The organism is Raoultella sp. T31 (assembly GCF_002806725.1).
Taxonomy (GTDB): domain Bacteria; phylum Pseudomonadota; class Gammaproteobacteria; order Enterobacterales; family Enterobacteriaceae; genus Klebsiella; species Klebsiella electrica.
This window is the reverse complement of sequence record NZ_PIBO01000003.1, coordinates 123,604-145,158: the sequence shown is the minus strand read 5'-3', so window position 1 is coordinate 145,158 and position 21,555 is coordinate 123,604. Positions and strand designations below refer to the sequence as shown.

Annotated in this window: 20 protein-coding genes; 17 read left to right on the top strand and 3 right to left on the bottom strand. The window is 59.7% G+C overall.

Features of this window, described 5'->3' with window-relative positions:
- Nucleotides 1–18: 18 nt before the first annotated feature.
- Genes nuoG through nuoL form a run of 6 tightly spaced genes read left to right on the top strand, consistent with a single transcriptional unit; the run spans nt 19 to nt 6,978 of the window.
- Nucleotides 19–2,745 (top strand): NADH-quinone oxidoreductase subunit NuoG, encoded by a 2,727-nt coding sequence (nuoG, locus tag CWM52_RS03270; protein WP_100682777.1) that lies wholly within the window; start codon nt 19–21, stop codon nt 2,743–2,745.
- Nucleotides 2,742–3,719, top strand: a complete 978-nt coding sequence (gene nuoH, locus CWM52_RS03265) for an NADH-quinone oxidoreductase subunit NuoH (RefSeq protein ID WP_004865093.1) — start codon at nt 2,742–2,744, stop codon at nt 3,717–3,719. The genes nuoG and nuoH overlap by 4 nt, the downstream gene beginning before the upstream one ends.
- Before the next feature lie 14 nt (nt 3,720–3,733).
- Complete coding sequence (gene nuoI, locus CWM52_RS03260; RefSeq protein WP_004865092.1) at nt 3,734–4,276, top strand: NADH-quinone oxidoreductase subunit NuoI; 543 nt, start codon at nt 3,734–3,736, stop codon at nt 4,274–4,276.
- A 10-nt stretch (nt 4,277–4,286) separates the two neighbouring features.
- Nucleotides 4,287–4,841, top strand: coding sequence for an NADH-quinone oxidoreductase subunit J (gene nuoJ, locus CWM52_RS03255; RefSeq protein WP_100682776.1), 555 nt, complete (start codon nt 4,287–4,289; stop codon nt 4,839–4,841).
- Nucleotides 4,838–5,140 carry an NADH-quinone oxidoreductase subunit NuoK gene (gene nuoK / locus CWM52_RS03250; protein ID WP_100682775.1) on the top strand — a complete coding sequence of 101 codons (303 nt, stop codon included), beginning with the start codon at nt 4,838–4,840 and terminating at the stop codon, nt 5,138–5,140. Before nuoJ ends, nuoK begins: the two co-directional genes overlap by 4 nt.
- Nucleotides 5,137–6,978: an NADH-quinone oxidoreductase subunit L gene (gene nuoL, locus CWM52_RS03245; RefSeq protein WP_100682774.1), complete on the top strand. Its 1,842-nt coding sequence runs from the start codon at nt 5,137–5,139 to the stop codon at nt 6,976–6,978. The genes nuoK and nuoL overlap by 4 nt, the downstream gene beginning before the upstream one ends.
- Before the next feature lie 108 nt (nt 6,979–7,086).
- On the opposite strand, the gene CWM52_RS26240 is transcribed toward nuoL, so the two are convergent.
- Nucleotides 7,087–7,260, bottom strand: a complete 174-nt coding sequence (locus CWM52_RS26240) for a hypothetical protein (RefSeq protein ID WP_160702884.1) — start codon at nt 7,258–7,260, stop codon at nt 7,087–7,089.
- A gap of 65 nt (nt 7,261–7,325) precedes the next feature.
- Here CWM52_RS26240 and nuoM point away from each other — a divergent pair, with 65 nt between their 5' ends.
- Entirely contained in the window at nt 7,326–8,855 is a 1,530-nt protein-coding gene (gene nuoM / locus CWM52_RS03240) for an NADH-quinone oxidoreductase subunit M (protein ID WP_100682773.1), read from the top strand.
- A gap of 6 nt (nt 8,856–8,861) precedes the next feature.
- A complete protein-coding gene (nuoN, locus tag CWM52_RS03235) occupies nt 8,862–10,319 on the top strand; it encodes an NADH-quinone oxidoreductase subunit NuoN (protein WP_100682772.1) in 1,458 nt (485 codons plus the stop codon).
- Nucleotides 10,320–10,427: 108 nt separating this feature from the next.
- On the opposite strand, the gene rnz is transcribed toward nuoN, so the two are convergent.
- Nucleotides 10,428–11,348, bottom strand: a complete 921-nt coding sequence (gene rnz / locus CWM52_RS03230; RefSeq protein ID WP_100682771.1) for a ribonuclease Z — start codon at nt 11,346–11,348, stop codon at nt 10,428–10,430.
- A 54-nt stretch (nt 11,349–11,402) separates the two neighbouring features.
- Between rnz and CWM52_RS03225 the strand changes: the two genes are divergently transcribed.
- From CWM52_RS03225 to menE, 7 genes are all read left to right on the top strand, one after another.
- Nucleotides 11,403–11,864: a GNAT family N-acetyltransferase gene (locus CWM52_RS03225; protein ID WP_100682770.1), complete on the top strand. Its 462-nt coding sequence runs from the start codon at nt 11,403–11,405 to the stop codon at nt 11,862–11,864.
- 161 nt (nt 11,865–12,025) lie between these two features.
- Nucleotides 12,026–13,321, top strand: a complete 1,296-nt coding sequence (gene menF, locus CWM52_RS03220; RefSeq protein ID WP_100682769.1) for an isochorismate synthase MenF — start codon at nt 12,026–12,028, stop codon at nt 13,319–13,321.
- Nucleotides 13,322–13,397: 76 nt separating this feature from the next.
- On the top strand, nt 13,398–15,068 hold the full coding sequence (gene menD / locus CWM52_RS03215; protein WP_100682768.1) for a 2-succinyl-5-enolpyruvyl-6-hydroxy-3-cyclohexene-1-carboxylic-acid synthase: 1,671 nt from the start codon (nt 13,398–13,400) through the stop codon (nt 15,066–15,068).
- Nucleotides 15,065–15,823 carry a 2-succinyl-6-hydroxy-2,4-cyclohexadiene-1-carboxylate synthase gene (menH, locus tag CWM52_RS03210; protein WP_100682767.1) on the top strand — a complete coding sequence of 253 codons (759 nt, stop codon included), beginning with the start codon at nt 15,065–15,067 and terminating at the stop codon, nt 15,821–15,823. Before menD ends, menH begins: the two co-directional genes overlap by 4 nt.
- Before the next feature lie 14 nt (nt 15,824–15,837).
- Nucleotides 15,838–16,695: a 1,4-dihydroxy-2-naphthoyl-CoA synthase gene (menB, locus tag CWM52_RS03205; RefSeq protein WP_100682766.1), complete on the top strand. Its 858-nt coding sequence runs from the start codon at nt 15,838–15,840 to the stop codon at nt 16,693–16,695.
- Entirely contained in the window at nt 16,695–17,660 is a 966-nt protein-coding gene (gene menC / locus CWM52_RS03200) for an o-succinylbenzoate synthase (protein ID WP_100682765.1), read from the top strand. Before menB ends, menC begins: the two co-directional genes overlap by 1 nt.
- On the top strand, nt 17,657–19,033 hold the full coding sequence (menE, locus tag CWM52_RS03195) for an o-succinylbenzoate--CoA ligase (RefSeq protein WP_100682764.1): 1,377 nt from the start codon (nt 17,657–17,659) through the stop codon (nt 19,031–19,033). Before menC ends, menE begins: the two co-directional genes overlap by 4 nt.
- 24 nt (nt 19,034–19,057) lie before the next feature.
- On the opposite strand, the gene nudI is transcribed toward menE, so the two are convergent.
- Nucleotides 19,058–19,483: a nucleoside triphosphatase NudI gene (gene nudI / locus CWM52_RS03190; protein ID WP_100682763.1), complete on the bottom strand. Its 426-nt coding sequence runs from the start codon at nt 19,481–19,483 to the stop codon at nt 19,058–19,060.
- A gap of 228 nt (nt 19,484–19,711) precedes the next feature.
- On the opposite strand from nudI, the gene CWM52_RS03185 reads away from it, so the two are divergent.
- Nucleotides 19,712–20,254 carry a YfaZ family outer membrane protein gene (locus CWM52_RS03185; RefSeq protein ID WP_100682762.1) on the top strand — a complete coding sequence of 181 codons (543 nt, stop codon included), beginning with the start codon at nt 19,712–19,714 and terminating at the stop codon, nt 20,252–20,254.
- 101 nt (nt 20,255–20,355) lie between these two features.
- The gene (locus CWM52_RS03180) at nt 20,356–21,555 is read left to right on the top strand and encodes a nicotinamide mononucleotide deamidase-related protein YfaY (RefSeq protein WP_100682761.1); all 1,200 of its coding nucleotides are present in this window, start codon (nt 20,356–20,358) and stop codon (nt 21,553–21,555) included.

The following is a 21,555-nucleotide window of genomic DNA, read 5'->3' as shown; positions in this document are numbered from 1 at the left end:
TAATTTGGAAGCATGCTAATGGCTACGATTCATGTAGACGGCAAAGAATACGAGGTCAACGGAGCGGACAACCTGTTAGAGGCCTGTCTCTCTCTTGGTCTTGATATTCCATACTTTTGCTGGCACCCGGCGCTCGGGAGCGTCGGTGCTTGCCGCCAGTGCGCGGTGAAGCAATATCAAAACGCGGAAGACACGCGTGGTCGCCTGGTGATGTCCTGTATGACACCGGCGTCTGACGGCACCTTTATTTCTATCGACGACGGCGAAGCGAAGCAGTTCCGCGAAAGCGTGGTGGAGTGGCTGATGACCAACCACCCGCACGACTGCCCGGTCTGTGAGGAGGGGGGCAACTGCCACCTGCAGGATATGACCGTGATGACCGGTCACAGCTTCCGCCGCTACCGTTTCACCAAGCGTACCCACCGCAACCAGGACCTGGGGCCGTTCATCTCTCACGAAATGAACCGCTGCATCGCCTGCTATCGCTGCGTGCGTTACTACAAAGATTACGCTGACGGTACCGACCTGGGCGTTTACGGTGCGCATGACAACGTCTATTTCGGTCGTCCGGAAGATGGCACGCTGGAGAGCGAATTCTCCGGCAACCTGGTTGAAGTCTGCCCGACCGGCGTCTTCACCGATAAAACGCACTCCGAGCGCTATAACCGTAAATGGGATATGCAGTTTGCGCCGAGCATCTGCCAGCAGTGTTCCATCGGCTGTAACATCAGCCCGGGCGAGCGCTATGGCGAGCTGCGTCGTATCGAAAACCGTTACAACGGTACCGTTAACCGTTACTTCCTCTGCGACCGCGGCCGTTTCGGCTATGGCTATGTGAACCTGAAAGACCGTCCGCGTCAGCCGGTTCAGCGCCGTGGCGATGACTTCATCACTCTCAACGCCGAGCAGGCGATGCAGGGCGCGGCGGATATTCTGCGTCAGTCGAAAAAAGTGATTGGTATCGGCTCGCCGCGCGCCAGCATTGAAAGCAACTTTGCGTTGCGCGAGCTGGTGGGCGTTGAGAACTTCTATACCGGCATTGCGAAGGCTGAGCAGGAACGTCTGCAGATGATGCTGACCGTGCTGCGCGATGGCGGTATTCATACCCCGACGCTGCGCGACATTGAGTCCTACGATGCTGTTCTGGTGCTGGGGGAAGATATTACCCAGACCGGCGCCCGCGTCGCGCTCGCCGTGCGTCAGGCGGTGAAAGGGAAAGCGCGTGAAATGGCGGCGGCGCAGAAAGTTGCCGACTGGCAGATAGCCGCAATCCTCAACATCGGTCAACGCGCGAAGCATCCGCTGTTTGTCACCAATATTGACGACACCCGTCTTGACGATGTCGCTGCATGGACCTATCGCGCGCCGGTGGAAGATCAGGCGCGTCTGGGCTTTGCCATTGCCCATGCGCTGGACGAAACCGCTCCGGCGGTGGACGGACTGAGCAGCGATCTGAAAGGCAAAATTGACGTGATCGTTCAGGCGCTGGCCGGGGCGAAGAAACCGCTGATTGTCTCCGGGACTAACGCCGGCAGCATTGAGATCATTCAGGCAGCGGCCAACGTGGCGAAAGCGCTGAAAGGCCGTGGCGCCGATGTCGGTGTGACGATGGTCGCGCGCGCGGTGAACAGCGTCGGTCTCGGCATGATTGGCGGCGGCTCTCTGGAAGAGGCGCTGAGCGAGCTGGAAACCGGCGCCGCCGATGCGGTTGTGGTGCTGGAAAACGATCTGCATCGTCACGCTTCCGCCGCGCGCGTTGACGCCGCGCTGGCCAAAGCGCCGCTGGTGATGGTGGTTGACCATCAGCGCACGGCGATTATGGATAAAGCGCACCTGGTGCTTTCGGCGGCGAGTTTCGCCGAAAGCGACGGAACCGTGGTCAATAACGAAGGGCGCGCGCAGCGTTTCTTCCAGGTCTACGACCCGTCTTACTACGATGCGAATACCGTGATGCTGGAAAGCTGGCGTTGGCTGCACTCGCTGCACAGCACCGTCGACAACCGTCAGGTTGACTGGACGCAGCTGGATCATGTGATTGATGCCGCTATTGCTAAGCTGCCGCAGCTGGCGGGTATTAAAGATGCCGCGCCGGACGCGACCTTCCGCATCCGCGGGCAGAAACTGGCTCGCGAACCGCATCGTTATAGCGGCCGCACGGCAATGCGCGCCAATATCAGCGTGCATGAACCGCGCCAGCCGCAGGATAAAGACACCATGTTCGCCTTCTCGATGGAAGGGAACAACCAGCCGTCTGCGCCGCGCTCGCAAATTCCGTTCGCCTGGGCTCCAGGCTGGAACTCACCGCAGGCGTGGAACAAGTTCCAGGATGAAGTGGGCGGTAAACTGCGCCACGGCGATCCGGGCGTACGCCTGATTGAAGCTTCCGCCAGCGGTCTTGAGTACTTTACCGCAGTGCCGGCAGGCTTCCAGACTGAAGCAGGAAAATGGCGGATTGCGCCGTACTACCATCTGTTCGGCAGCGATGAGCTGTCGCAGCGTTCTCCGGTCTTCCAGAGCCGCATGCCGCAGCCGTACATCAAGCTGAACCCGGCCGATGCCGCGAAGCTTGGCGTCAATGAGGGCGCGATGATTTCGTTCCGCATTGACGGTCAGACGCTCAGCCTCCCGCTGGTGATTTCTGCGGGACTGACGGCAGGGCAGGTGGGTTTACCGATGGGCATGCCGGGTATTGCGCCGGTACTGACCGGAGCACGTATTGACACTCTGCAGGAGGCGAAAGCATGAGTTGGTTAACACCGGATCTCATCGACATTCTGTTAAGCATCCTCAAGGCAGTGGTGATTCTGCTGGTGGTGGTGACCTGCGGCGCGTTCATGAGTTTTGGCGAACGTCGTCTGCTGGGTCTGTTCCAGAACCGCTACGGACCAAACCGTGTCGGCTGGGGCGGCTCGCTGCAGCTCGTCGCCGACATGATCAAGATGTTCTTTAAAGAGGACTGGGTTCCGCGCTTTACAGACCGCGTGATCTTTACTCTGGCGCCGGTTATCGCCTTTACCTCCCTGCTGCTGGCGTTTGCTATCGTGCCGGTCAGCCCGACGTGGGTGGTCGCCGACCTGAACATCGGCATCCTGTTCTTCCTGATGATGGCAGGCCTCGCGGTTTACGCCGTGCTGTTCGCCGGTTGGTCGAGTAACAACAAATACTCGCTGCTGGGGGCGATGCGTGCTTCCGCGCAGACCCTGAGCTACGAAGTGTTCCTCGGTCTGTCGCTGATGGGCGTGGTGGCACAGGCGGGATCGTTCAACATGAGCGATATCGTCAATAACCAGGCGCATCTGTGGAACGTGATTCCGCAGTTCTTCGGCTTTGTCACCTTTGCTATCGCCGGCGTTGCGGTTTGTCACCGTCACCCGTTTGACCAGCCGGAAGCCGAGCAGGAACTGGCCGATGGTTATCACATCGAATATTCCGGCATGAAATTCGGTCTGTTCTTTGTTGGTGAATACATCGGGATTGTCACCGTCTCAGCGCTGATCGTCACGCTGTTCTTCGGCGGCTGGAATGGCCCATGGTTACCTCCGTTCATCTGGTTCGCGCTGAAAACCGCGTTCTTTATGATGATGTTCATTTTGATCCGCGCATCATTACCGCGTCCGCGCTATGACCAGGTAATGTCCTTTGGCTGGAAGGTATGCCTGCCGTTAACGCTGATCAACTTGTTGGTAACGGCGGCTGTCATTCTCTGGCAGGCGCAATAAGGGGTGAATTGACCATGACCTTAAAAGAATTATTGGTGGGGTTCGGCACCCAGGTCCGCAGTATCTGGATGATCGGGATGCATGCCTTCGCCAAACGTGAGACCCAGATGTACCCGGAAGAGCCGGTATATCTGCCGCCGCGCTACCGTGGCCGTATCGTGCTGACGCGCGACCCGGACGGTGAGGAGCGCTGCGTTGCCTGTAACCTGTGTGCGGTAGCGTGTCCGGTAGGCTGTATCTCTTTGCAGAAAGCAGAGACCAAAGACGGCCGCTGGTACCCGGAGTTTTTCCGCATCAACTTCTCACGCTGCATTTTCTGCGGTCTGTGTGAAGAAGCGTGCCCGACCACGGCGATTCAGTTGACCCCGGACTTCGAACTGGGTGAATACAAGCGTCAGGATCTGGTGTACGAAAAAGAGGATCTGCTGATTTCCGGTCCGGGCAAATACCCGGAATATAACTTCTACCGGATGGCGGGTATGGCAATCGACGGCAAAGATAAGGGCGAAGCAGAGAACGAAGCTAAGCCTATCGACGTCAAGAGCCTGTTACCGTAAGGAGAGGGCAATGGAATTCGCTTTTTATATCTGTGGCCTCATCGCCATCCTCGCGACGCTGCGGGTCATCACCCACACCAATCCGGTGCATGCGTTGCTGTACCTGATTATTTCGCTGTTGGCGATTGCCGGAGTGTTCTTCTCTCTGGGCGCCTACTTTGCCGGTGCGCTGGAAATTATCGTCTACGCCGGGGCCATCATGGTGCTGTTCGTGTTCGTGGTGATGATGCTCAACCTGGGCGGCAGCGAAATCGAGCAGGAACGCAAGTGGCTGCAGCCGGGGATCTGGATTGGTCCGGCCATCCTCTCTGCGGTGCTGCTGGTGGTTATGGTGTATGCCATCCTCGGTCTTAACGATCAGGGCATTGAAGGCAACGCGATAAGCGCGAAAGAAGTGGGTATTGCGCTGTTTGGCCCGTACGTACTGGTGGTGGAGCTGGCCTCCATGCTGCTGCTGGCCGGTCTGGTTGTTGCCTTCCACATTGGCCGCGAAGAGCGCGCCGGTGAAGTGCTGAGCAACCGTCAGGGCGATAGCGACAAAAGAAAAACGGAGGAACACGCATGATTCCCTTAACACATGGGCTGATCCTCGCCGCTGTCCTGTTTGTGCTCGGCCTGACCGGTCTGGTTATCCGCCGCAATCTGCTGTTTATGCTGATTAGCCTGGAAATCATGATCAACGCCGCCGCGCTGGCTTTCGTGGTGGCAGGCAGCTACTGGGGTCAGACCGACGGTCAGATAATGTATATCCTCGCCATCAGCCTCGCGGCTGCGGAAGCGAGTATCGGCCTGGCGCTGCTGCTGCAGCTCCATCGTCGCCGCCAGAACCTGAACATCGATTCAGTAAGTGAGTTGCGTGGATGAACATGCTTGCCTTAACCATTCTTTTGCCATTGATTGGCTTTGTGCTGCTGGCCTTTTCCCGCGGACGCTGGTCGGAAAACCTGTCCGCCACCGTGGGAATGGGGTCAGTCGGCCTGGCGGCGCTGGTGACCGCGTTTGTCGGCGTCGACTTCTTCGCTAACGGCAAACAGGCGGTCAGCGTACCGCTGTGGACCTGGATGTCGGTGGGGGATTTCAACATTGGTTTTAACCTGGTGCTGGATGGTCTCTCGCTGACCATGCTTTCCGTGGTGACCGGCGTTGGCTTCCTGATCCACATGTTCGCCTCCTGGTATATGCGCGGTGAAGAGGGATACTCCCGCTTTTTCGCCTACACCAACCTGTTTATCGCGAGCATGGTGGTGCTGGTACTGGCCGATAACCTGCTGCTGATGTACCTCGGCTGGGAAGGCGTGGGTCTGTGCTCCTATCTGCTGATCGGTTTCTACTACACCGATCCGAAGAACGGTGCCGCGGCGATGAAAGCCTTCGTGGTCACCCGCGTCGGTGACGTGTTCCTCGCGTTCGCGCTGTTCATTCTCTACAACGAGCTGGGCACCCTGAACTTCCGCGAAATGGTCGAACTGGCACCTGCGCACTTTGCAGCCGGTAACAATATGCTGTGGTGGGCAACGCTGATGCTGCTGGGCGGCGCGGTCGGTAAATCGGCGCAGCTGCCGTTGCAGACCTGGCTTGCGGACGCCATGGCCGGTCCGACGCCGGTTTCTGCCTTGATCCACGCCGCGACCATGGTAACCGCGGGCGTCTACCTGATCGCCCGTACCCATGGCCTGTTCCTGATGACCCCGGAAATTCTCCATCTGGTCGGTATCGTCGGGGCGGTGACGCTGGTGCTGGCAGGCTTTGCTGCGCTGGTTCAGACCGATATCAAACGCGTTCTCGCTTATTCCACCATGAGCCAGATTGGCTACATGTTCCTGGCGCTCGGCGTACAGGCCTGGGATGCGGCGATTTTCCACCTGATGACCCACGCGTTCTTTAAAGCGCTGCTGTTCCTCTCGTCCGGTTCGGTCATTCTGGCCTGCCACCACGAGCAGAACATCTTCAAAATGGGCGGCCTGCGTAAGTCGATTCCGCTGGTGTATGTCTGCTTCCTGGTGGGGGGCGCGGCGCTGTCCGCACTGCCGCTCATCACCGCAGGCTTCTTCAGTAAGGACGAAATCCTCGCTGGCGCGATGGCGAATGGCCATATCAATCTGATGGTTGCGGGTCTGGTCGGCGCATTTATGACCTCGCTCTATACCTTCCGGATGATCTTCATCGTCTTCCACGGCAAAGAGCAAATCCATGCGCATGCAGGGAAGGGGATTACCCACCACCTGCCGCTGATTGTGCTGCTGATTCTGTCGACCTTCGTTGGCGCGCTGATTGTTCCGCCGCTGCAGGGCGTACTGCCGCAGACAACCGAACTTGAGCACGGCCGCGTGATGACGCTGGAGATTGCCTCCGGGATTATCGCCATTGCCGGTATTCTGATCGCCGCCTGGCTGTGGCTGGGTCAACGCACGCTGGTGACCGCTATCGCCAACAGCGCGCCGGGCCGTCTGCTGGGTACCTGGTGGTACAACGCATGGGGCTTCGACTGGTTGTACGACAAAGTGTTCGTGAAACCATTCCTCGGCATCGCGTGGCTGCTGAAGAGCGATCCGCTGAACTCAATGATGAACATTCCGGCTATTCTCTCCCGCTTTGCAGGCAAAGGTCTGCTGTTCAGCGAGAACGGATATTTACGCTGGTATGTGGCATCCATGAGCATCGGCGCGGTTGTCGTGCTGGCGCTGCTGATGGTACTGCGCTGAGTTTGTGGGTTGGGTTGTTTTGCCCGGCGGCGCTGCGCTAGCCGGGCCTACGGCACCGTAGGTCGGATAAGCGAAGCGCCATCCGACATAATGAACCCAAAAAAATTTTTAGAATTCGTTGAAATCTGTTCCTGAAGTACAGGCGTCATCGGCGAAGTCAGGCCGGATACCGCCAGCGCGCAGCAGCCGGAGCGTACTGAGTACGTGAGGATGTTTCGCAACGTTCATCCCTTCGGGGCCGTCCTCAGGACGTTCAAAACGCGAGGCGTTTTGTGTGGACACTGGCAGGATTCGGGCGGGCAAGCAAGGTCGCCTGAGCAGGATAAATATAAGGGACATACTTAGCTATGTTATTACCCTGGTTAATACTAATCCCCTTTATCGGCGGGTTTCTGTGCTGGCAGACTGAACGCTTTGGCGTGAAGGTGCCGCGCTGGATTGCGCTGATTACCATGGGGCTGACGCTGGTGCTCTCGCTGCAGTTGTGGCTGCAGGGCGGCTATTCTCTGACGCAATCTGCGGGCATTCCGCAGTGGCAGTCTGAATTCGTGATGCCGTGGATCCCACGCTTCGGTATTAGCATTCATCTTGCTATCGACGGCCTGTCGCTGCTGATGGTGGTGCTGACCGGTCTGCTTGGCGTGCTGGCGGTGCTGTGTTCGTGGCGCGAAATCGAGAAATACCAGGGCTTCTTCCACCTCAACCTGATGTGGATCCTGGGCGGCGTTATCGGCGTGTTCCTTGCCATCGACATGTTCCTGTTCTTCTTCTTCTGGGAGATGATGCTGGTGCCGATGTACTTCCTGATCGCGCTGTGGGGCCACAAGGCTTCCGACGGTAAAACGCGTATCACGGCGGCAACCAAGTTCTTCATCTATACCCAGGCGAGTGGTCTGGTGATGCTGATTGCCATCCTGGCGCTGGCATTTGTCCACTTCAACGCGACCGGCGTCTGGACCTTCAACTACGAAGATCTGCTGAAAACGCCGATGTCCCACGGCGTGGAATATCTGCTGATGCTCGGCTTCTTCATCGCCTTTGCGGTGAAAATGCCGGTGGTTCCGCTGCATGGCTGGCTGCCGGATGCCCACTCCCAGGCACCGACCGCCGGTTCCGTTGACCTGGCGGGGATCTTGCTGAAAACGGCGGCCTACGGTCTGCTGCGCTTTGCGCTGCCGCTGTTCCCGAACGCCTCCGCCGAGTTTGCGCCAATCGCCATGTGGCTGGGCGTTATCGGTATCTTCTACGGCGCGTGGATGGCTTTCGCCCAGACCGATATCAAACGTCTGATTGCTTACACCTCCGTTTCCCACATGGGCTTCGTGCTGATTGCTATCTACACCGGCAGCCAGCTGGCTTATCAGGGCGCGGTGATTCAGATGATTGCGCACGGTCTGTCCGCTGCGGGTCTGTTTATTCTCTGCGGTCAGCTGTACGAGCGTCTGCATACCCGCGATATGCGCCAGATGGGCGGTCTGTGGAGCAAAATTAAATGGCTGCCGGCGATGTCGATGTTCTTCGCCGTGGCAACCCTGGGGATGCCGGGCACCGGTAACTTCGTCGGCGAATTTATGATTCTGTTCGGCAGCTATAAAGTGGTGCCGCTGATTACCGTGATCTCGACCTTTGGTCTGGTATTCGCTTCCGTTTACTCGCTGTCGATGCTGCATCGCGCTTACTTCGGTAAAGCGAAAAGCGAAGTCGCGGCGAAAGATCTGCCGGGGATGTCCCTGCGTGAACTGTCTATCATCCTGCTGCTGGTGGTGCTGCTGGTGCTGTTGGGCTTCTTCCCGCAGCCGATTCTCGACACCTCGCATGCTGCGATGAGCAACATTCAGCAGTGGTTTGTTAATTCTGTTTCTACTACAAGGCCGTAATTCGCCATGACAATAACTCCACAACAACTGATCGCACTGCTACCGCTGCTGATCGTCGGCTTGACGGTGGTGGTTGTGATGCTCTCCATTGCGTGGCGACGCAATCATTTCCTTAATGCCACGCTGTCGGTTCTCGGGCTTAATGCCGCGCTGGTCTCACTCTGGTTCGTGGGTCAGAACGGGGCGATGGACGTCACGCCGCTGATTCGCGTTGACGGCTACGCGATGCTCTACACCGGGCTGGTGCTGCTGGCGAGCCTGGCCACCTGTACCTTTGCGTACCCGTGGCTTGAGGGATACAAGGACAATAAAGAAGAGTTCTACTTGCTGGTGCTCATCGCCGCGCTGGGGGGCATTCTGCTGGCGGGGGCGAACCATCTGGCGGCGCTGTTCCTCGGTATCGAATTGATTTCGCTGCCGCTGTTCGGCCTCGTTGGTTATGCCTTCCGCCAGAAGCGTTCGCTGGAAGCGAGTATCAAATACACCATTCTGTCCGCCGCAGCCTCTTCATTCCTGCTGTTCGGTATGGCGCTGGTGTATGCGAACTCGGGCAACCTGTCCTTCCTGGCGCTGGGTAAAAGCCTGGCGGACAGCGCGCTGCACGAACCGCTGCTGCTGGCGGGGCTGGGGCTGATGATCGTCGGTCTGGGCTTTAAGCTGTCTCTGGTTCCGTTTCACCTGTGGACGCCGGACGTTTACCAGGGCGCGCCAGCGCCGGTATCAACCTTCCTGGCAACCGCCAGCAAGATTGCTATCTTCGGCGTGGTGATGCGTCTGTTCCTGTACATGCCGGTGGGCAACAGTGAAGCGGTACGCGTGGTGCTGGGCCTGATTGCCTTTGCCTCTATCATCTTCGGTAACCTGATGGCGCTGAGCCAGACCAATATCAAACGTCTGCTCGGCTACTCCTCCATCTCGCACCTTGGCTATCTGCTGGTGGCGCTGATTGCCCTGCAGAGCGGTGACATGTCGATGGAAGCCGTGGGCGTCTATCTGGCTGGCTATCTGTTCAGCAGCCTCGGCGCGTTCGGCGTAGTCAGCCTGATGTCCAGCCCATACCGTGGTCCGGATGCCGACTCGCTGTACTCCTATCGCGGCCTGTTCTGGCACCGTCCGATTCTGTCGGCGGTGATGACGGTGATGATGCTGTCGCTGGCGGGTATCCCGATGACGCTGGGCTTTATCGGTAAATTCTACGTGCTGGCCGTCGGTGTGCATGCGCACCTGTGGTGGCTGGTTGCTGCCGTGGTGATCGGTTCGGCGATTGGTCTGTACTACTATCTGCGCGTGGCGGTGAGTCTGTACCTGAGCGCGCCGGATAAACTGAATCGCGATGCGCCGTCGAACTGGCAGTATAGCGCGGGCGGTATCGTGGTGCTGATCTCCGCGCTGCTGGTTCTCGTGCTCGGCGTCTGGCCGCAGCCGCTGATTAGCATTGTGCAACTGGCAAAACCGCTGATGTAATCGCCAGGTCCGGGGTTCACACCGCCGGTCCTGCAATCCTGCCTGCCCGTAGCGATACGGGCAGGCATTTTTTTGCCTCGCTGTGCTGTTTTATGCCCTCTGCCCCGGCTAGCTCAGGCTGTAGACCATAAAGTCTTCGGCCAGCAGCGTGCGGGGAAAAACCTCCCGACACTCCGTCAGCAGGCGCAGACAGCCTTCGGCGTCATAGCGCGAACTAAAGTGGGTGGCGATAAACATCCTGACGCCGGCATCGCGGGCCAGCGCCGCTGCCTGCTGGCTCGACGAATGACCGCGGCTGTTGGCTTTTTCCGCCATCGCCTGCTCCAGCGTCGTTTCATGAACCATCAGATCAACGCCGCGCGCCAGCTCAAGCGCCGCCTCGCAGGGGGCCGTATCGCCAAAAATCGCCAGCGTTTTACCCGGTGTCGCCGGGCCGAGATAGTGCCGACCATCGATCCGCCGCCCGTCCTCCAGCTCCACCGTTTCTCCCTGTTTCAGGCGCTGAAACAGCGGGCCCGGGCTGACGCCGTCGGCAATCAGCCGCGCGGCATCGAGGGTGCCGGGGCGAGGGTGCTCTTCGATACGATAGCCGTAGCATTCAACCGGGTGATTCAGCGGATATGCGCTGACCCGATAGCCCCCTTCATCAAAGACCAGACCGGGGCCCACTTCGATAATGGTGAGCGGATAATCGGTCCAGGAACCGCTTAAGCGCAGCGCGGTCTCAACAAACTCCCTGAGCCCCGTCGGACCGTACAGCGTCAGCGGCAGAGAGTTACCCTGCATCGAGCGGCTGCACAGCAGACCGGGGAGGCCGAACAGATGATCGCCGTGGAGGTGAGTAATAAATATCTTATTCAGCTTTCCTGGGTGGTACGGGGTATGCAGAAACTGATGCTGGGTCCCTTCTCCGCAGTCGAACAACCACATCTCCGCTGCCGTCGGCTGTTGCAAATTCAGCACGATAGACGTCATATTACGTGCACGGGTCGGCACGCCTGCGGATGTCCCCAAAAATGTCAATTCCATCGTCCAGTGTCCTCAGGGCGTGGGTGAAAAAACTCAAGTATACAGGAGCAGTCAATGATTACATGGCAGGATCTTCACCACGCAGAGCTGACCGTTCCGCAGCTGTACGCTTTGCTGCAACTGCGTTGCGCGGTATTTATCGTCGAACAAAACTGCCCTTATCAGGATATTGACGGCGACGACCTGATTGGTGAAAACCGCCATCTGCTCGGCTGGCGAGGCGATGAGCTGGTCGCCTGCGCGCGCATTCTGAAAAGCGACGAGGATATTGAACCGGTGGTGATTGGTCGGGTCATTGTCAGCCCGGCGGTGCGCGGCGAGAAACTGGGTTATCAGCTGATGGAGCAGGCGCTGGCCAGCTGTCGTCGTCATTGGCCGCACAAGGCTATCTATCTCGGCGCCCAGGCGCACCTGCAACGTTTTTACGCCAGCTTCGGTTTTCAGCCGGTGACCGACATTTACGATGAGGACGGTATTGCGCATATCGGCATGGCCCGCGAAGCGGTCGCCGGTTAAGCGTCGTTAACGTAACTGCTTAAAAAATCTATACTTTTTTCCCTTCAGCCTGTCCGGGCTGGCCGCCGCCGTATGCGGAAAGTCCGCTCCCTCATTATGGGTACTGCAATTTCACGCCGGTACCCCGTATAATCTGTGGTTTTTATTCTGTGGAGGTTTGCGTGCTGTCTGTTTCCACTGCGCTGGAACGCTTACGTGACTGCCTGTCTGACGATTTTCCGCCGTCGTCCGGTACGCGAATTTTCGATATCCCTTTCCCGCTTCATGACGCTTTTGACCCCCTTCTGTGGTGCGGTCATCAAGCGCAGTGGCCGCAGTTTTACTGGCAGCAGCGCAATGGCGATGAAGAGCTTGCCGCGCTCGGCGCGGTCAAAACCTTCCCCTCTTTGGCCGAGGCTCATGGCTTCTTGCAGCGTCAGGGGCTGGCGGATTTACGTATTTGCGGCCTGAACGCGTTTAACCCGCAGGAAGGGGCGCTATTTTTGCCGCGGCTGGAGTGGCGTCGGGTCGGGGGAAAAGCCACCCTGCGCCTGCTGCTGAGTAGCGAGACGTCGCTGCGCGAAGAGGCCAGCGCGGCCCGGGAATTTCTCCTGGCGCTCACCCCTGAGCAGGCGCAGCCCGCCACTCTGCCGCCGGTGCTCAGCGAGCAGCACTCCCCGGACTATCCGCAATGGTATGCGTTGATTGAGCAGGCAACTCAGGCGATTGCCGCAGGGGAGATGGATAAAGTGGTGCTGGCGCGGGCCACCGATGTCCGGTTTGCTCTGCCGCCGGATCCGCTGGCGATCGTGGCCGCCAGCCGACGCAGCAATCACCGCTGTTTTCATTTCATGATGGCTTTTAACGCGCAGCGGACATTCTTTGGTTCAACGCCGGAGCGGCTGTGGCGTCGGCGCGGGACGCTGCTGCGCACCGAAGCGCTGGCCGGGACCGTTGCCAGCCATCCCGACGATCGCCAGGCGCAGTTGTTGGCCGACTGGCTGATGAAAGATGATAAAAACCAGCGCGAGAATATGCTGGTGGTGGAGGATATCTGCCAGCGTCTGCAGGATGACGTCCGTTCGCTGGACGTCCTGCCGCCGCAGGTGGTGCGGCTGCGTAAAGTACAGCATCTGCGCCGCTGCATCTGGGCTGAACTCTACCGGCCTGATGATACCCGCTGCCTGCATCAGCTGCAGCCGACCGCCGCGGTCGCAGGATTACCGCGTCGGGCGGCGCTGGCCTTTATTACCCGCCATGAACCTTTCACCCGGGAATGGTACGCCGGTTCCGCCGGCTACCTGGCGCTGGCGCAAAGCGAATTTTGTGTGGCCCTGCGTTCGGCGCTCGTCGAAAACGCCACGCTCAGGCTGTATGCCGGCGCCGGGATTGTCAGCGGTTCCGATCCTGACCAGGAGTGGCAGGAGATAGAAAATAAGGCGGCGGGGCTGCGTTCATTATTACTGACAAAAGCGTAGATAAACGACTCATATCAATACTCCATTACTTTGTATTACCTATACTTAGCCTCAATATTTGATACCGGACAATTTCATGTCAGTAAGCGCATTTAACCGACGCTGGGCGGCGGTGATCCTCGAAGCATTGACTCGCCACGGCGTGCAGCATATTTGTATTGCGCCGGGCTCGCGCTCGACACCTCTTACGCTGGCTGCGGCGGAAAACCGCGCGTTTATTCCCCACACTCATTTCGATGAGCGCGGCCTTGGCCATCTGGCGCTGGGGCTGGCAAAAGCCAGCCGGCAGCCGGTGGCGGTGATTGTCACGTCCGGAACGGCGACGGCTAACCTCTATCCGGCCTTAATTGAGGCGGGCCTGACCGGTGAAAAGCTGATCCTGCTTACCGCCGATCGTCCCCCGGAGCTGATTGACTGCGGCGCGAATCAGGCTATCCGCCAGCCGGGGATGTTTGCCTCTCATCCCTCGCAGACGCTGTCGTTGCCGCGCCCGTCGCAGGATGTGCCCGCGCGCTGGCTGGTGTCGACGATTGATCAGGCGCTGGGCGCCCTGCATTCCGGCGGTATCCATATCAACTGTCCGTTCGCCGAACCGCTGTATGGCGAGATGGATGATACCGGCGTGGAGTGGCAGCAGCAGCTCGGCGCGTGGTGGCAAAGCGATAAACCCTGGCTGCGCCAGTCCCTGCATCTGGAAAGCGAAAAGCAGCGCGACTGGTTTTTCTGGCGGCAAAAGCGGGGCGTTGTCGTCGCGGGCCGCATGAGCGCCGCTGAAGGTAAAAAAGTTGCCGGGTGGGCAAAAACGCTCGGCTGGCCGCTGATTGGCGATGTCCTTTCCCAGACCGGGCAGCCGCTGCCGTGCGCCGACCTGTGGCTGGCGAATGGCAAAGCGGTGAGCGAACTGCAGCAGGCGCAAATCGTTGTGCAACTGGGCAGCAGCCTCACCGGTAAACGCGTGCTGCAGTGGCAGGCCACCTGTGAACCGGAAGAATACTGGGTCGTGGACGATCTCCCCGGTCGCCTCGACCCGGCCCATCACCGCGGTCGTCGGCTGATTTGCCCGGTGGAACAGTGGCTGGATCTGCATCCGGCGGAAAGCCGCCAGCCGTGGGCAACGACGATCCCTGTGCTGTCGCGACAGGCCTGGCAGGCGGCGTCCAACCGCAGCGAGGCATTTGGCGAAGCCCAGCTGGCTCACCGGATTCGCCGCTATCTTCCGGATCAGGGGCAGCTGTTTGTCGGTAACAGCCTGGTGGTTCGGTTAATTGATGCCCTGGCGCAGCTGCCGGCGGGATACCCGGTTTACAGCAACCGCGGCGCCAGCGGTATTGATGGCCTGCTGGCGACGGCGGCAGGGGTCCAGAGAGCCAGCGCCCGCCCGACCCTGGCGATCGTCGGCGATCTTTCCGCGCTCTACGATCTGAACTCGCTGGCGTTGCTGCGTCAGGCCTCTGCGCCGCTGGTGCTGATGGTGGTAAACAACAACGGCGGACAGATCTTCTCTTTACTGCCGACGCCGCAGGATCAACGGCGGCAGTTTTATCTGATGCCGCAGGATGTTAATTTCGGCCATGCGGCGGCGATGTTTGGCCTTCATTATCACCGTCCGGACAGCTGGGAGGCTCTGGAAGCGGCGCTGGCTGGCGCCTGGCAGCTTCCTGGCGCCACGCTGATTGAGCTGGTGGTGAATGAGACGGAAGGCACCCATACTTTGCAACAGCTGCTGGCGCAGGTCAGCCGACTATGAGTCTGCACGCCCGGTACGAAAAGGGGCAGTCGGGCTATCCCTGGCTGGTGTTTTTACACGGTTTTTCCGGCGACAGCCGGGAGTGGCAAACGGTAGGTGCCGCGTTCAGCGCTTATCCGCGGTTGTATATTGATCTGCCGGGTCACGGTGGTTCGCGCGAGGTCAGGGTCAGCGGGTTTGCTGAGGTTAGTTTGCGGCTGGCGGAAACGCTGGCACACTATCATGTCCGGGACTACTGGTTGATTGGCTACTCGCTGGGCGGGCGTATTGCGCTGTTTTTTGCCGGTCAGCCGCGGCGCGGGCTGTGCGGGCTGGTCGTCGAGGGGGGGCATCCCGGTCTGCAGGATGCGCACCAACGCCGCCAGCGTGCTTGTCGCGATGCCGCCTGGGCGGAGCGTTTTCGCCGCGAGCCGCTGGCGCAGGTTTTTGCCGACTGGTACCAGCAGCCGGTTTTCGCCAGCTTAAGTACGCCACAGCGGGAAGCGCTTGTTGCGCTGCGCAGCCACAACAGCGGCGCCAGTCTTGCCGCGATGCTGGAGGCGACCTCCCTTGCCGTACAGCCCGACCTGCGCGCGCAACTCCGCGCCCGGCGCTACCCTGTTCATTATCTTTGTGGTGAGCGCGATGCGAAGTTTCGCGCTATTGCGCGCGACGTCGCCGCCACGACACATATTATTCATCATGCCGGGCATAACGCGCATCGGGAAAATCCTGCGGCGGTGGTGTCATGTCTGGCCCAGTTTTTAGCGAGTTAACCAAAGGACATTCTATGATCTCTCTTGATGAAGCAATGCTCTACGCCCCTGTGGAATGGCACGATTGCTCCGAAGGCTACACCGACATTCGTTACCAGAAGTCGACGGACGGGATGGCTAAAATCACCATTAACCGCCCGCAGGTGCGCAATGCGTTCCGCCCGCTGACCGTGAAAGAGATGATTCAGGCGCTGTCCGATGCCCGATATGACGACAATATCGGCGTCATTATCCTCACCGGCGAAGGTGATAAAGCATTCTGCGCCGGCGGCGACCAGAAGGTACGCGGCGATTACGGCGGCTATCAGGATGATTCCGGCGTCCACCATCTGAACGTACTGGATTTCCAGCGCCAGATCCGCACCTGCCCGAAACCGATTGTGGCGATGGTGGCGGGGTATTCCATCGGCGGCGGTCACGTTCTGCATATGATGTGCGATCTGACGATTGCCGCGGAAAATGCCATCTTCGGCCAGACCGGCCCGAAAGTCGGCTCATTTGACGGCGGCTGGGGCGCATCCTACATGGCGCGGATCGTCGGACAGAAAAAGGCACGCGAAATCTGGTTCCTGTGCCGTCAGTACGATGCGCAGCAGGCGCTGGACATGGGGCTGGTCAACACCGTGGTCCCGCTGGCGGATCTGGAAAAAGAGACCGTCCGCTGGTGTCGCGAAATGCTGCAAAACAGCCCGATGGCGCTGCGCTGCCTGAAGGCGGCGCTGAATGCCGATTGCGATGGTCAGGCGGGGCTGCAGGAGCTGGCGGGGAACGCCACCATGCTGTTCTACATGACCGAAGAGGGGCAGGAAGGGCGCAACGCCTTCAACCAGAAACGTCAGCCGGACTTCAGCAAATTTAAACGGAATCCATAATGGGTCAGGCGCAGGTTTACCGCTGGCAGGTACCGATGGACGCGGGCGTGGTGCTGCGCGAACGGCGGTTAAAAACTCGCGATGGGCTGTTCATTCACCTGCAGGAGGGTGAGCGCCAGGGATGGGGCGAAATTGCGCCTCTGCCGGGCTTTAGCGCGGAAACGCTGAAGGAGGCGCAGTCCGCGCTGGTGGCGTGGGCGAGAGCCTGGCGGCAGGGCGAGAACCTGCCCGAGCCGTCTCTGCCTTCCGTGGCCTTCGGCGTCAGCTGTGCGCTGGCGGAGCTGAACGATGAGCTGCCGCAGGAGGCGGAGTATCGCGCGGTGCCGCTGTGTACCGGCGACCCGGACGAACTGTTTACCCGGCTGGCGGCACTGCCCGGTGACAAGGTCGCGAAGGTCAAGATCGGGCTGTATGAAGCGGTGCGTGACGGCATGGTGGTTAACCTGCTGCTGGAAGCGATTCCCGACCTGCAGCTACGTCTGGACGCCAACCGCGCCTGGACGCCGCTCAAAGCGCAGCAGTTTGCGAAATATGTTCATCCGCAGTACCGCCACCGTATCGCCTTCCTTGAAGAACCGTGTAAAACCCGCGACGACTCGCGGGCTTTTGCCCGGGAAACCGGCATCGCCATTGCCTGGGATGAAAGCCTGCGTGAGGCGGATTTTCGTTTTCAGGCGGAGCCGGGTTTGCGTGCGCTGGTGATCAAGCCGACGCTCACCGGTAGCCTGCGTAAAGTGCGGGAGCAGGTTGCCACGGCTCATGCGCTGGGGCTGACGGCGGTGATCAGCTCATCGATCGAATCAAGCCTTGGACTGACGCAGCTGGCGCGGATTGCCGCCTGGTTGACGCCGCAGACCCTTCCCGGCCTGGATACGCTGGCATTGATGCGCGCGCAGCTGGTTCGCCCCTGGCCTGACAGCCCGTTACCCTGTCTGAACAGTGATGAGCTGGAGCCGCTGCTGTGACCTTTAACGACTGGCCATGGCGCCACTGGCGTCGGCTGCGTGGCGAGGCCCCGGCGGTACGCCTGAACGACGTTGTCCTGAACTGGCGGCAGCTGTGCGCCGAGGTTGACGCGCTGGCCGGCGGATTCCGCGCCCAGGGGGTTAATGAAGGAGAGGGCGTGCTGCTGCGAGCCTATAACCAGCCGTCGGCATTGCTGGCATGGCTGGCGCTGCTGCAGTGCGGCGCTCGGGTGCTTCCCCTCAATCCGCAGCTACCGCCTTCGCTGCTGGCGGCATTGTTACCCTCCCTCGATCTGCGTTATGCGCTGGTGCTGAACGGCGATCCGCTCGCCCTCGACTTTGTACCGCTGGCGCTGCAACGGACGGCGGGTGATTCGCCGCTGCTCTGGCGCGAAGAACGTCTGGCGTCAATGACGCTCACCTCCGGTTCTACGGGGTTGCCGAAGGCCGCTGTACACAGCTGCCGGGCGCATCTTGCCAGCGCCGAAGGTGTGCTGGCGATGATCCCGCTGGCGTCGGATGATGACTGGCTGCTGTCGCTGCCGCTGTTTCATGTTTCCGGCCAGGGTATTCTCTGGCGCTGGCTGCTGGCGGGCGCTCGCCTGACGGTAGGGGAAAGGCAACCGCTGGAACAGGCATTGCAAGGCTGTACGCATGCTTCACTGGTGCCCACTCAGCTCTGGCGGTTGCTCAATAGCGAGGCCGATGTGTCGTTGAAGGCGGTGTTGCTGGGCGGTGCGGCGATTCCCGTCGCGCTGACCGAACAGGCGCGCGCCCGGGGCATTCGCTGCTGGTGTGGCTATGGTCTGACGGAGTTCGCCTCGACGGTATGCGGTAAAGAGGCGAATGGCGCGCCGGATGTCGGCCAGCCGCTGCCGGGGCGCGCGCTGAAAATCGTTGAGGGCGAAGTCTGGCTACGTGCCGACAGCATGGCCGCTGGCTACTGGCGCGATGGCGGGGTGCAGCCGCTGGTCAACGAACAGGGCTGGTTTGCCACTCGCGATCGCGGCGAGCTCAGGGAGGGCAAACTGACGCTGCTTGGGCGGATGGATAACCTCTTTTTCAGCGGCGGGGAAGGGATTCAGCCTGAAGAGGTGGAGCGGGTGCTGCTGGCGCATCCGCAGATTCAGCAGGCGTTTATCGTGCCGTTAGACGATGCGGAGTTTGGTCAGCGTCCGGTGGCGGTGGTGGAGTGCGATGCGCAGTGCGATGTCACCGCGCTGGCGGTCTGGGCCCAGGATAAACTGGCACGTTTTCAGCAGCCGGTACGCTGGCTGGCGTTACCTGATTCGTTGAAAACCGGCGGGATTAAAATCTCCCGCCGGGCATTACGTGACTGGGTTAATGCGGCGCCAGGCCGCCAGACCTGTTAACCGGGATTGGCTTCGACGCGGCGTTCAGAGCAGGCCCTTCTGAGTTAACGTTTTGCGGGTCGCCACATTCAGGTCGTAGCGGTGCAAATCCTGCGGTTTCACCCAGGCATACTCCTGAAATTCATCGTTAAGGGTGACTTCGCGGTTGGCGCTGAAGCAATCAAAAATCAGGTAAATCATATAAATTTCTTCCTGACGGCCGTCGGCATAGGTTTTGACCCGAATATCATCGCGGAAGGTCCACGGCGTAATCTGCGTCAGCCGCAATGCCCCGCCGAGCTCCTCACCAATCTCCCGACGTAGCGCCTCTTCAATCCGTTCGCCCGGTTCTACGCCGCCGCCGGAAAGTGCCCACTGCCCGGGAAAAACGCCGCGATCGTCAGCCATTTTGCAGAGCAGATAGTGCCCTTCATTCTGAATCAGCGGGCAGACGATGGTCCTTTGACGCATGGCGATCTCCTTGACTAAACGGTAGGAAAAAGGTGTGGAGGAGAAGTTTGCGAGCCGTCTCGCTAAACCGCAAGCTGCATTGTCTCTGTTTTCACCATACTACCGGTAGCAACTGGTTACAATCACCAAAGTAAAGGTCGTTTTAATACATTGATTCCTCAACATTCGGCAGTACAATTCTGCGGTTTTTGGGACTTTTTTGATTCTTGTTTTGTGGATAGAGTAAAAATGAAAAAGCGCATTTTATTCGGCCTTGCCGGCATGATGTTGGGCTCTACGGCGGCAAATGCCATCAGCGTGACCGGCCAGGTTGGCGAGCACTACACCAATCTTGGCGTCGGTCTCGGAACTGAGTCATCCGGTCTGGCAGTAACCGGCAACTGGATGCACAGCGACAATGACGGCGACGCGGCGGGTTTGGGTCTTGGGCTGAATCTTCCGCTGGGGCCATTCCTCGCGACGGTTGGCGGTAAGGGTGTGTACACCAATCCGAAGAGCGGCAATGAAGGCTACGCGGCGGCCGTCGGCGGCGGCCTGCAGTGGAAAATCGGCGACAGTTTCCGTCTGTTCGGCGAATACTACTATTCCCCGGATTCACTCTCCAGCGGCATTCAGAGCTATCAGGAAGCTAACGCCGGCGCGAGCTGGACGATTATGCGCCCTCTGAGCATTGAAGCCGGCTATCGCTATCTGAACCTCGAAGGGAAAGACGGCAACAAAGACAGCACGATTGCCGATGGCCCGTACGTCGGCGTCAGCGCCAGCTTCTAATCCCCCACGGCGCGAACGTCTCCCGCGCCGTATTCCTGTCTACTCCGCCTGCGCCTTGCGTTATAGTATTGCCATCTGGCAGGCAAGGAGTGAAGTGAATAATGATAAATGTGGAAATGCTGTCCACTGGCGATGAAGTGTTGCACGGGCAAATCGTCGATACCAATGCCGCGTGGCTGGCCGATTTCTTTTTCAATCAGGGATTACCGTTAACGCGCCGCAACACCGTGGGTGACGACCTTGATTCCCTGGTCGCGGTGTTACGCGAACGCAGTGAACAGGCGGATGTGCTGATCGTCAACGGCGGCCTGGGGCCGACCAGTGACGATCTGAGCGCGCTGGCCGCTGCGACCGCCAAGGGCGAAGGACTGATTCTGCACGAAGCGTGGCTGGAAACGATGACTCGCTTCTTTGCCGAACGCGGTCGCCCGATGGCCGCAAGTAACCGTAAGCAGGCGGAGATCCCCGCCAGCGCGGAGATGATCAACAATCCGGTGGGGACGGCCTGCGGTTTTGCCGTTCAGCTCAACCGCTGTCTGATGTTTTTCACCCCCGGCGTTCCGTCGGAATTCAAAGTGATGGTCGAGCAGGAGATTTTACCCCGCCTGCGTGAGCGTTTCCCGCTGCCAGCCCCGCCGCTGTGCCTGCGTCTGACGACTTTTGGCCGCTCGGAAAGCGATCTGGCGCAAAGCCTCGATCCGCTGGCGCTGCCGCCGGGCGTGGTCATGGGCTACCGCTCTTCAATGCCGATTATTGAGCTGAAGCTCACCGGTCCGGCAGAGCAGCGCGAAGCGATGCTGGCGATATGGCCGGAAGTGAAAAAAGTGGCGGGGGAGAGCATGATTTTCGAGGGCACCGAGGGGCTGCCCGCGCAGATCGCGCGTTGTTTACAGGCGCGCCAGCTGAGTCTGACGCTGAGTGAGCAGTTTACCGGCGGTTTGCTGGCGCTTCAGCTTTCGCGGGCAAGCGCGCCGCTGCTGGCAAGCGAAGTGGTCCCTTGCCAGGAAGAGTCGCTGGCGCAGTCCGCCCGCTGGGCCGCAGAACGGCGGGTCAATCATTTCGCGGGTCTGGCGCTGGCGGTGAGCGGCCAGGAGGCCGATCACCTGAATTTTGTCCTCTCGACGCCGGAAGGCACCCATGCGCTGCGGGTCAAATTTAGCGCCACTCGCTACAGCCTGACGATTCGCCAGGAAGTCTGTGCCATGATGGCGCTGAATATGCTGCGTCGCTGGTTGAACGGTCAGCCGGTCGCCGGGGAGCATGGCTGGATTAACGTCGTGGACAGCGTGTTCATCGAGTGA

Coding starts and splice junctions, on each gene's coding strand:
- CWM52_RS03225 (WP_100682770.1), top strand. CDS start 11,403: ATGATTACATGGCAGGATCTTCACCACGCAGAGCTGACCGTTCCGCAG.
- nuoJ (WP_100682776.1), top strand. CDS start 4,287: ATGGAATTCGCTTTTTATATCTGTGGCCTCATCGCCATCCTCGCGACG.
- nuoK (WP_100682775.1), top strand. CDS start 4,838: ATGATTCCCTTAACACATGGGCTGATCCTCGCCGCTGTCCTGTTTGTG.
- menB (WP_100682766.1), top strand. CDS start 15,838: ATGATCTCTCTTGATGAAGCAATGCTCTACGCCCCTGTGGAATGGCAC.
- rnz (WP_100682771.1), bottom strand. CDS start 11,348: ATGGAATTGACATTTTTGGGGACATCCGCAGGCGTGCCGACCCGTGCA.
- nuoM (WP_100682773.1), top strand. CDS start 7,326: ATGTTATTACCCTGGTTAATACTAATCCCCTTTATCGGCGGGTTTCTG.
- nudI (WP_100682763.1), bottom strand. CDS start 19,483: ATGCGTCAAAGGACCATCGTCTGCCCGCTGATTCAGAATGAAGGGCAC.
- nuoL (WP_100682774.1), top strand. CDS start 5,137: ATGAACATGCTTGCCTTAACCATTCTTTTGCCATTGATTGGCTTTGTG.
- nuoN (WP_100682772.1), top strand. CDS start 8,862: ATGACAATAACTCCACAACAACTGATCGCACTGCTACCGCTGCTGATC.
- menH (WP_100682767.1), top strand. CDS start 15,065: ATGAGTCTGCACGCCCGGTACGAAAAGGGGCAGTCGGGCTATCCCTGG.
- menC (WP_100682765.1), top strand. CDS start 16,695: ATGGGTCAGGCGCAGGTTTACCGCTGGCAGGTACCGATGGACGCGGGC.
- nuoG (WP_100682777.1), top strand. CDS start 19: ATGGCTACGATTCATGTAGACGGCAAAGAATACGAGGTCAACGGAGCG.
- CWM52_RS03185 (WP_100682762.1), top strand. CDS start 19,712: ATGAAAAAGCGCATTTTATTCGGCCTTGCCGGCATGATGTTGGGCTCT.
- nuoI (WP_004865092.1), top strand. CDS start 3,734: ATGACCTTAAAAGAATTATTGGTGGGGTTCGGCACCCAGGTCCGCAGT.
- menD (WP_100682768.1), top strand. CDS start 13,398: ATGTCAGTAAGCGCATTTAACCGACGCTGGGCGGCGGTGATCCTCGAA.
- nuoH (WP_004865093.1), top strand. CDS start 2,742: ATGAGTTGGTTAACACCGGATCTCATCGACATTCTGTTAAGCATCCTC.
- CWM52_RS03180 (WP_100682761.1), top strand. CDS start 20,356: ATGATAAATGTGGAAATGCTGTCCACTGGCGATGAAGTGTTGCACGGG.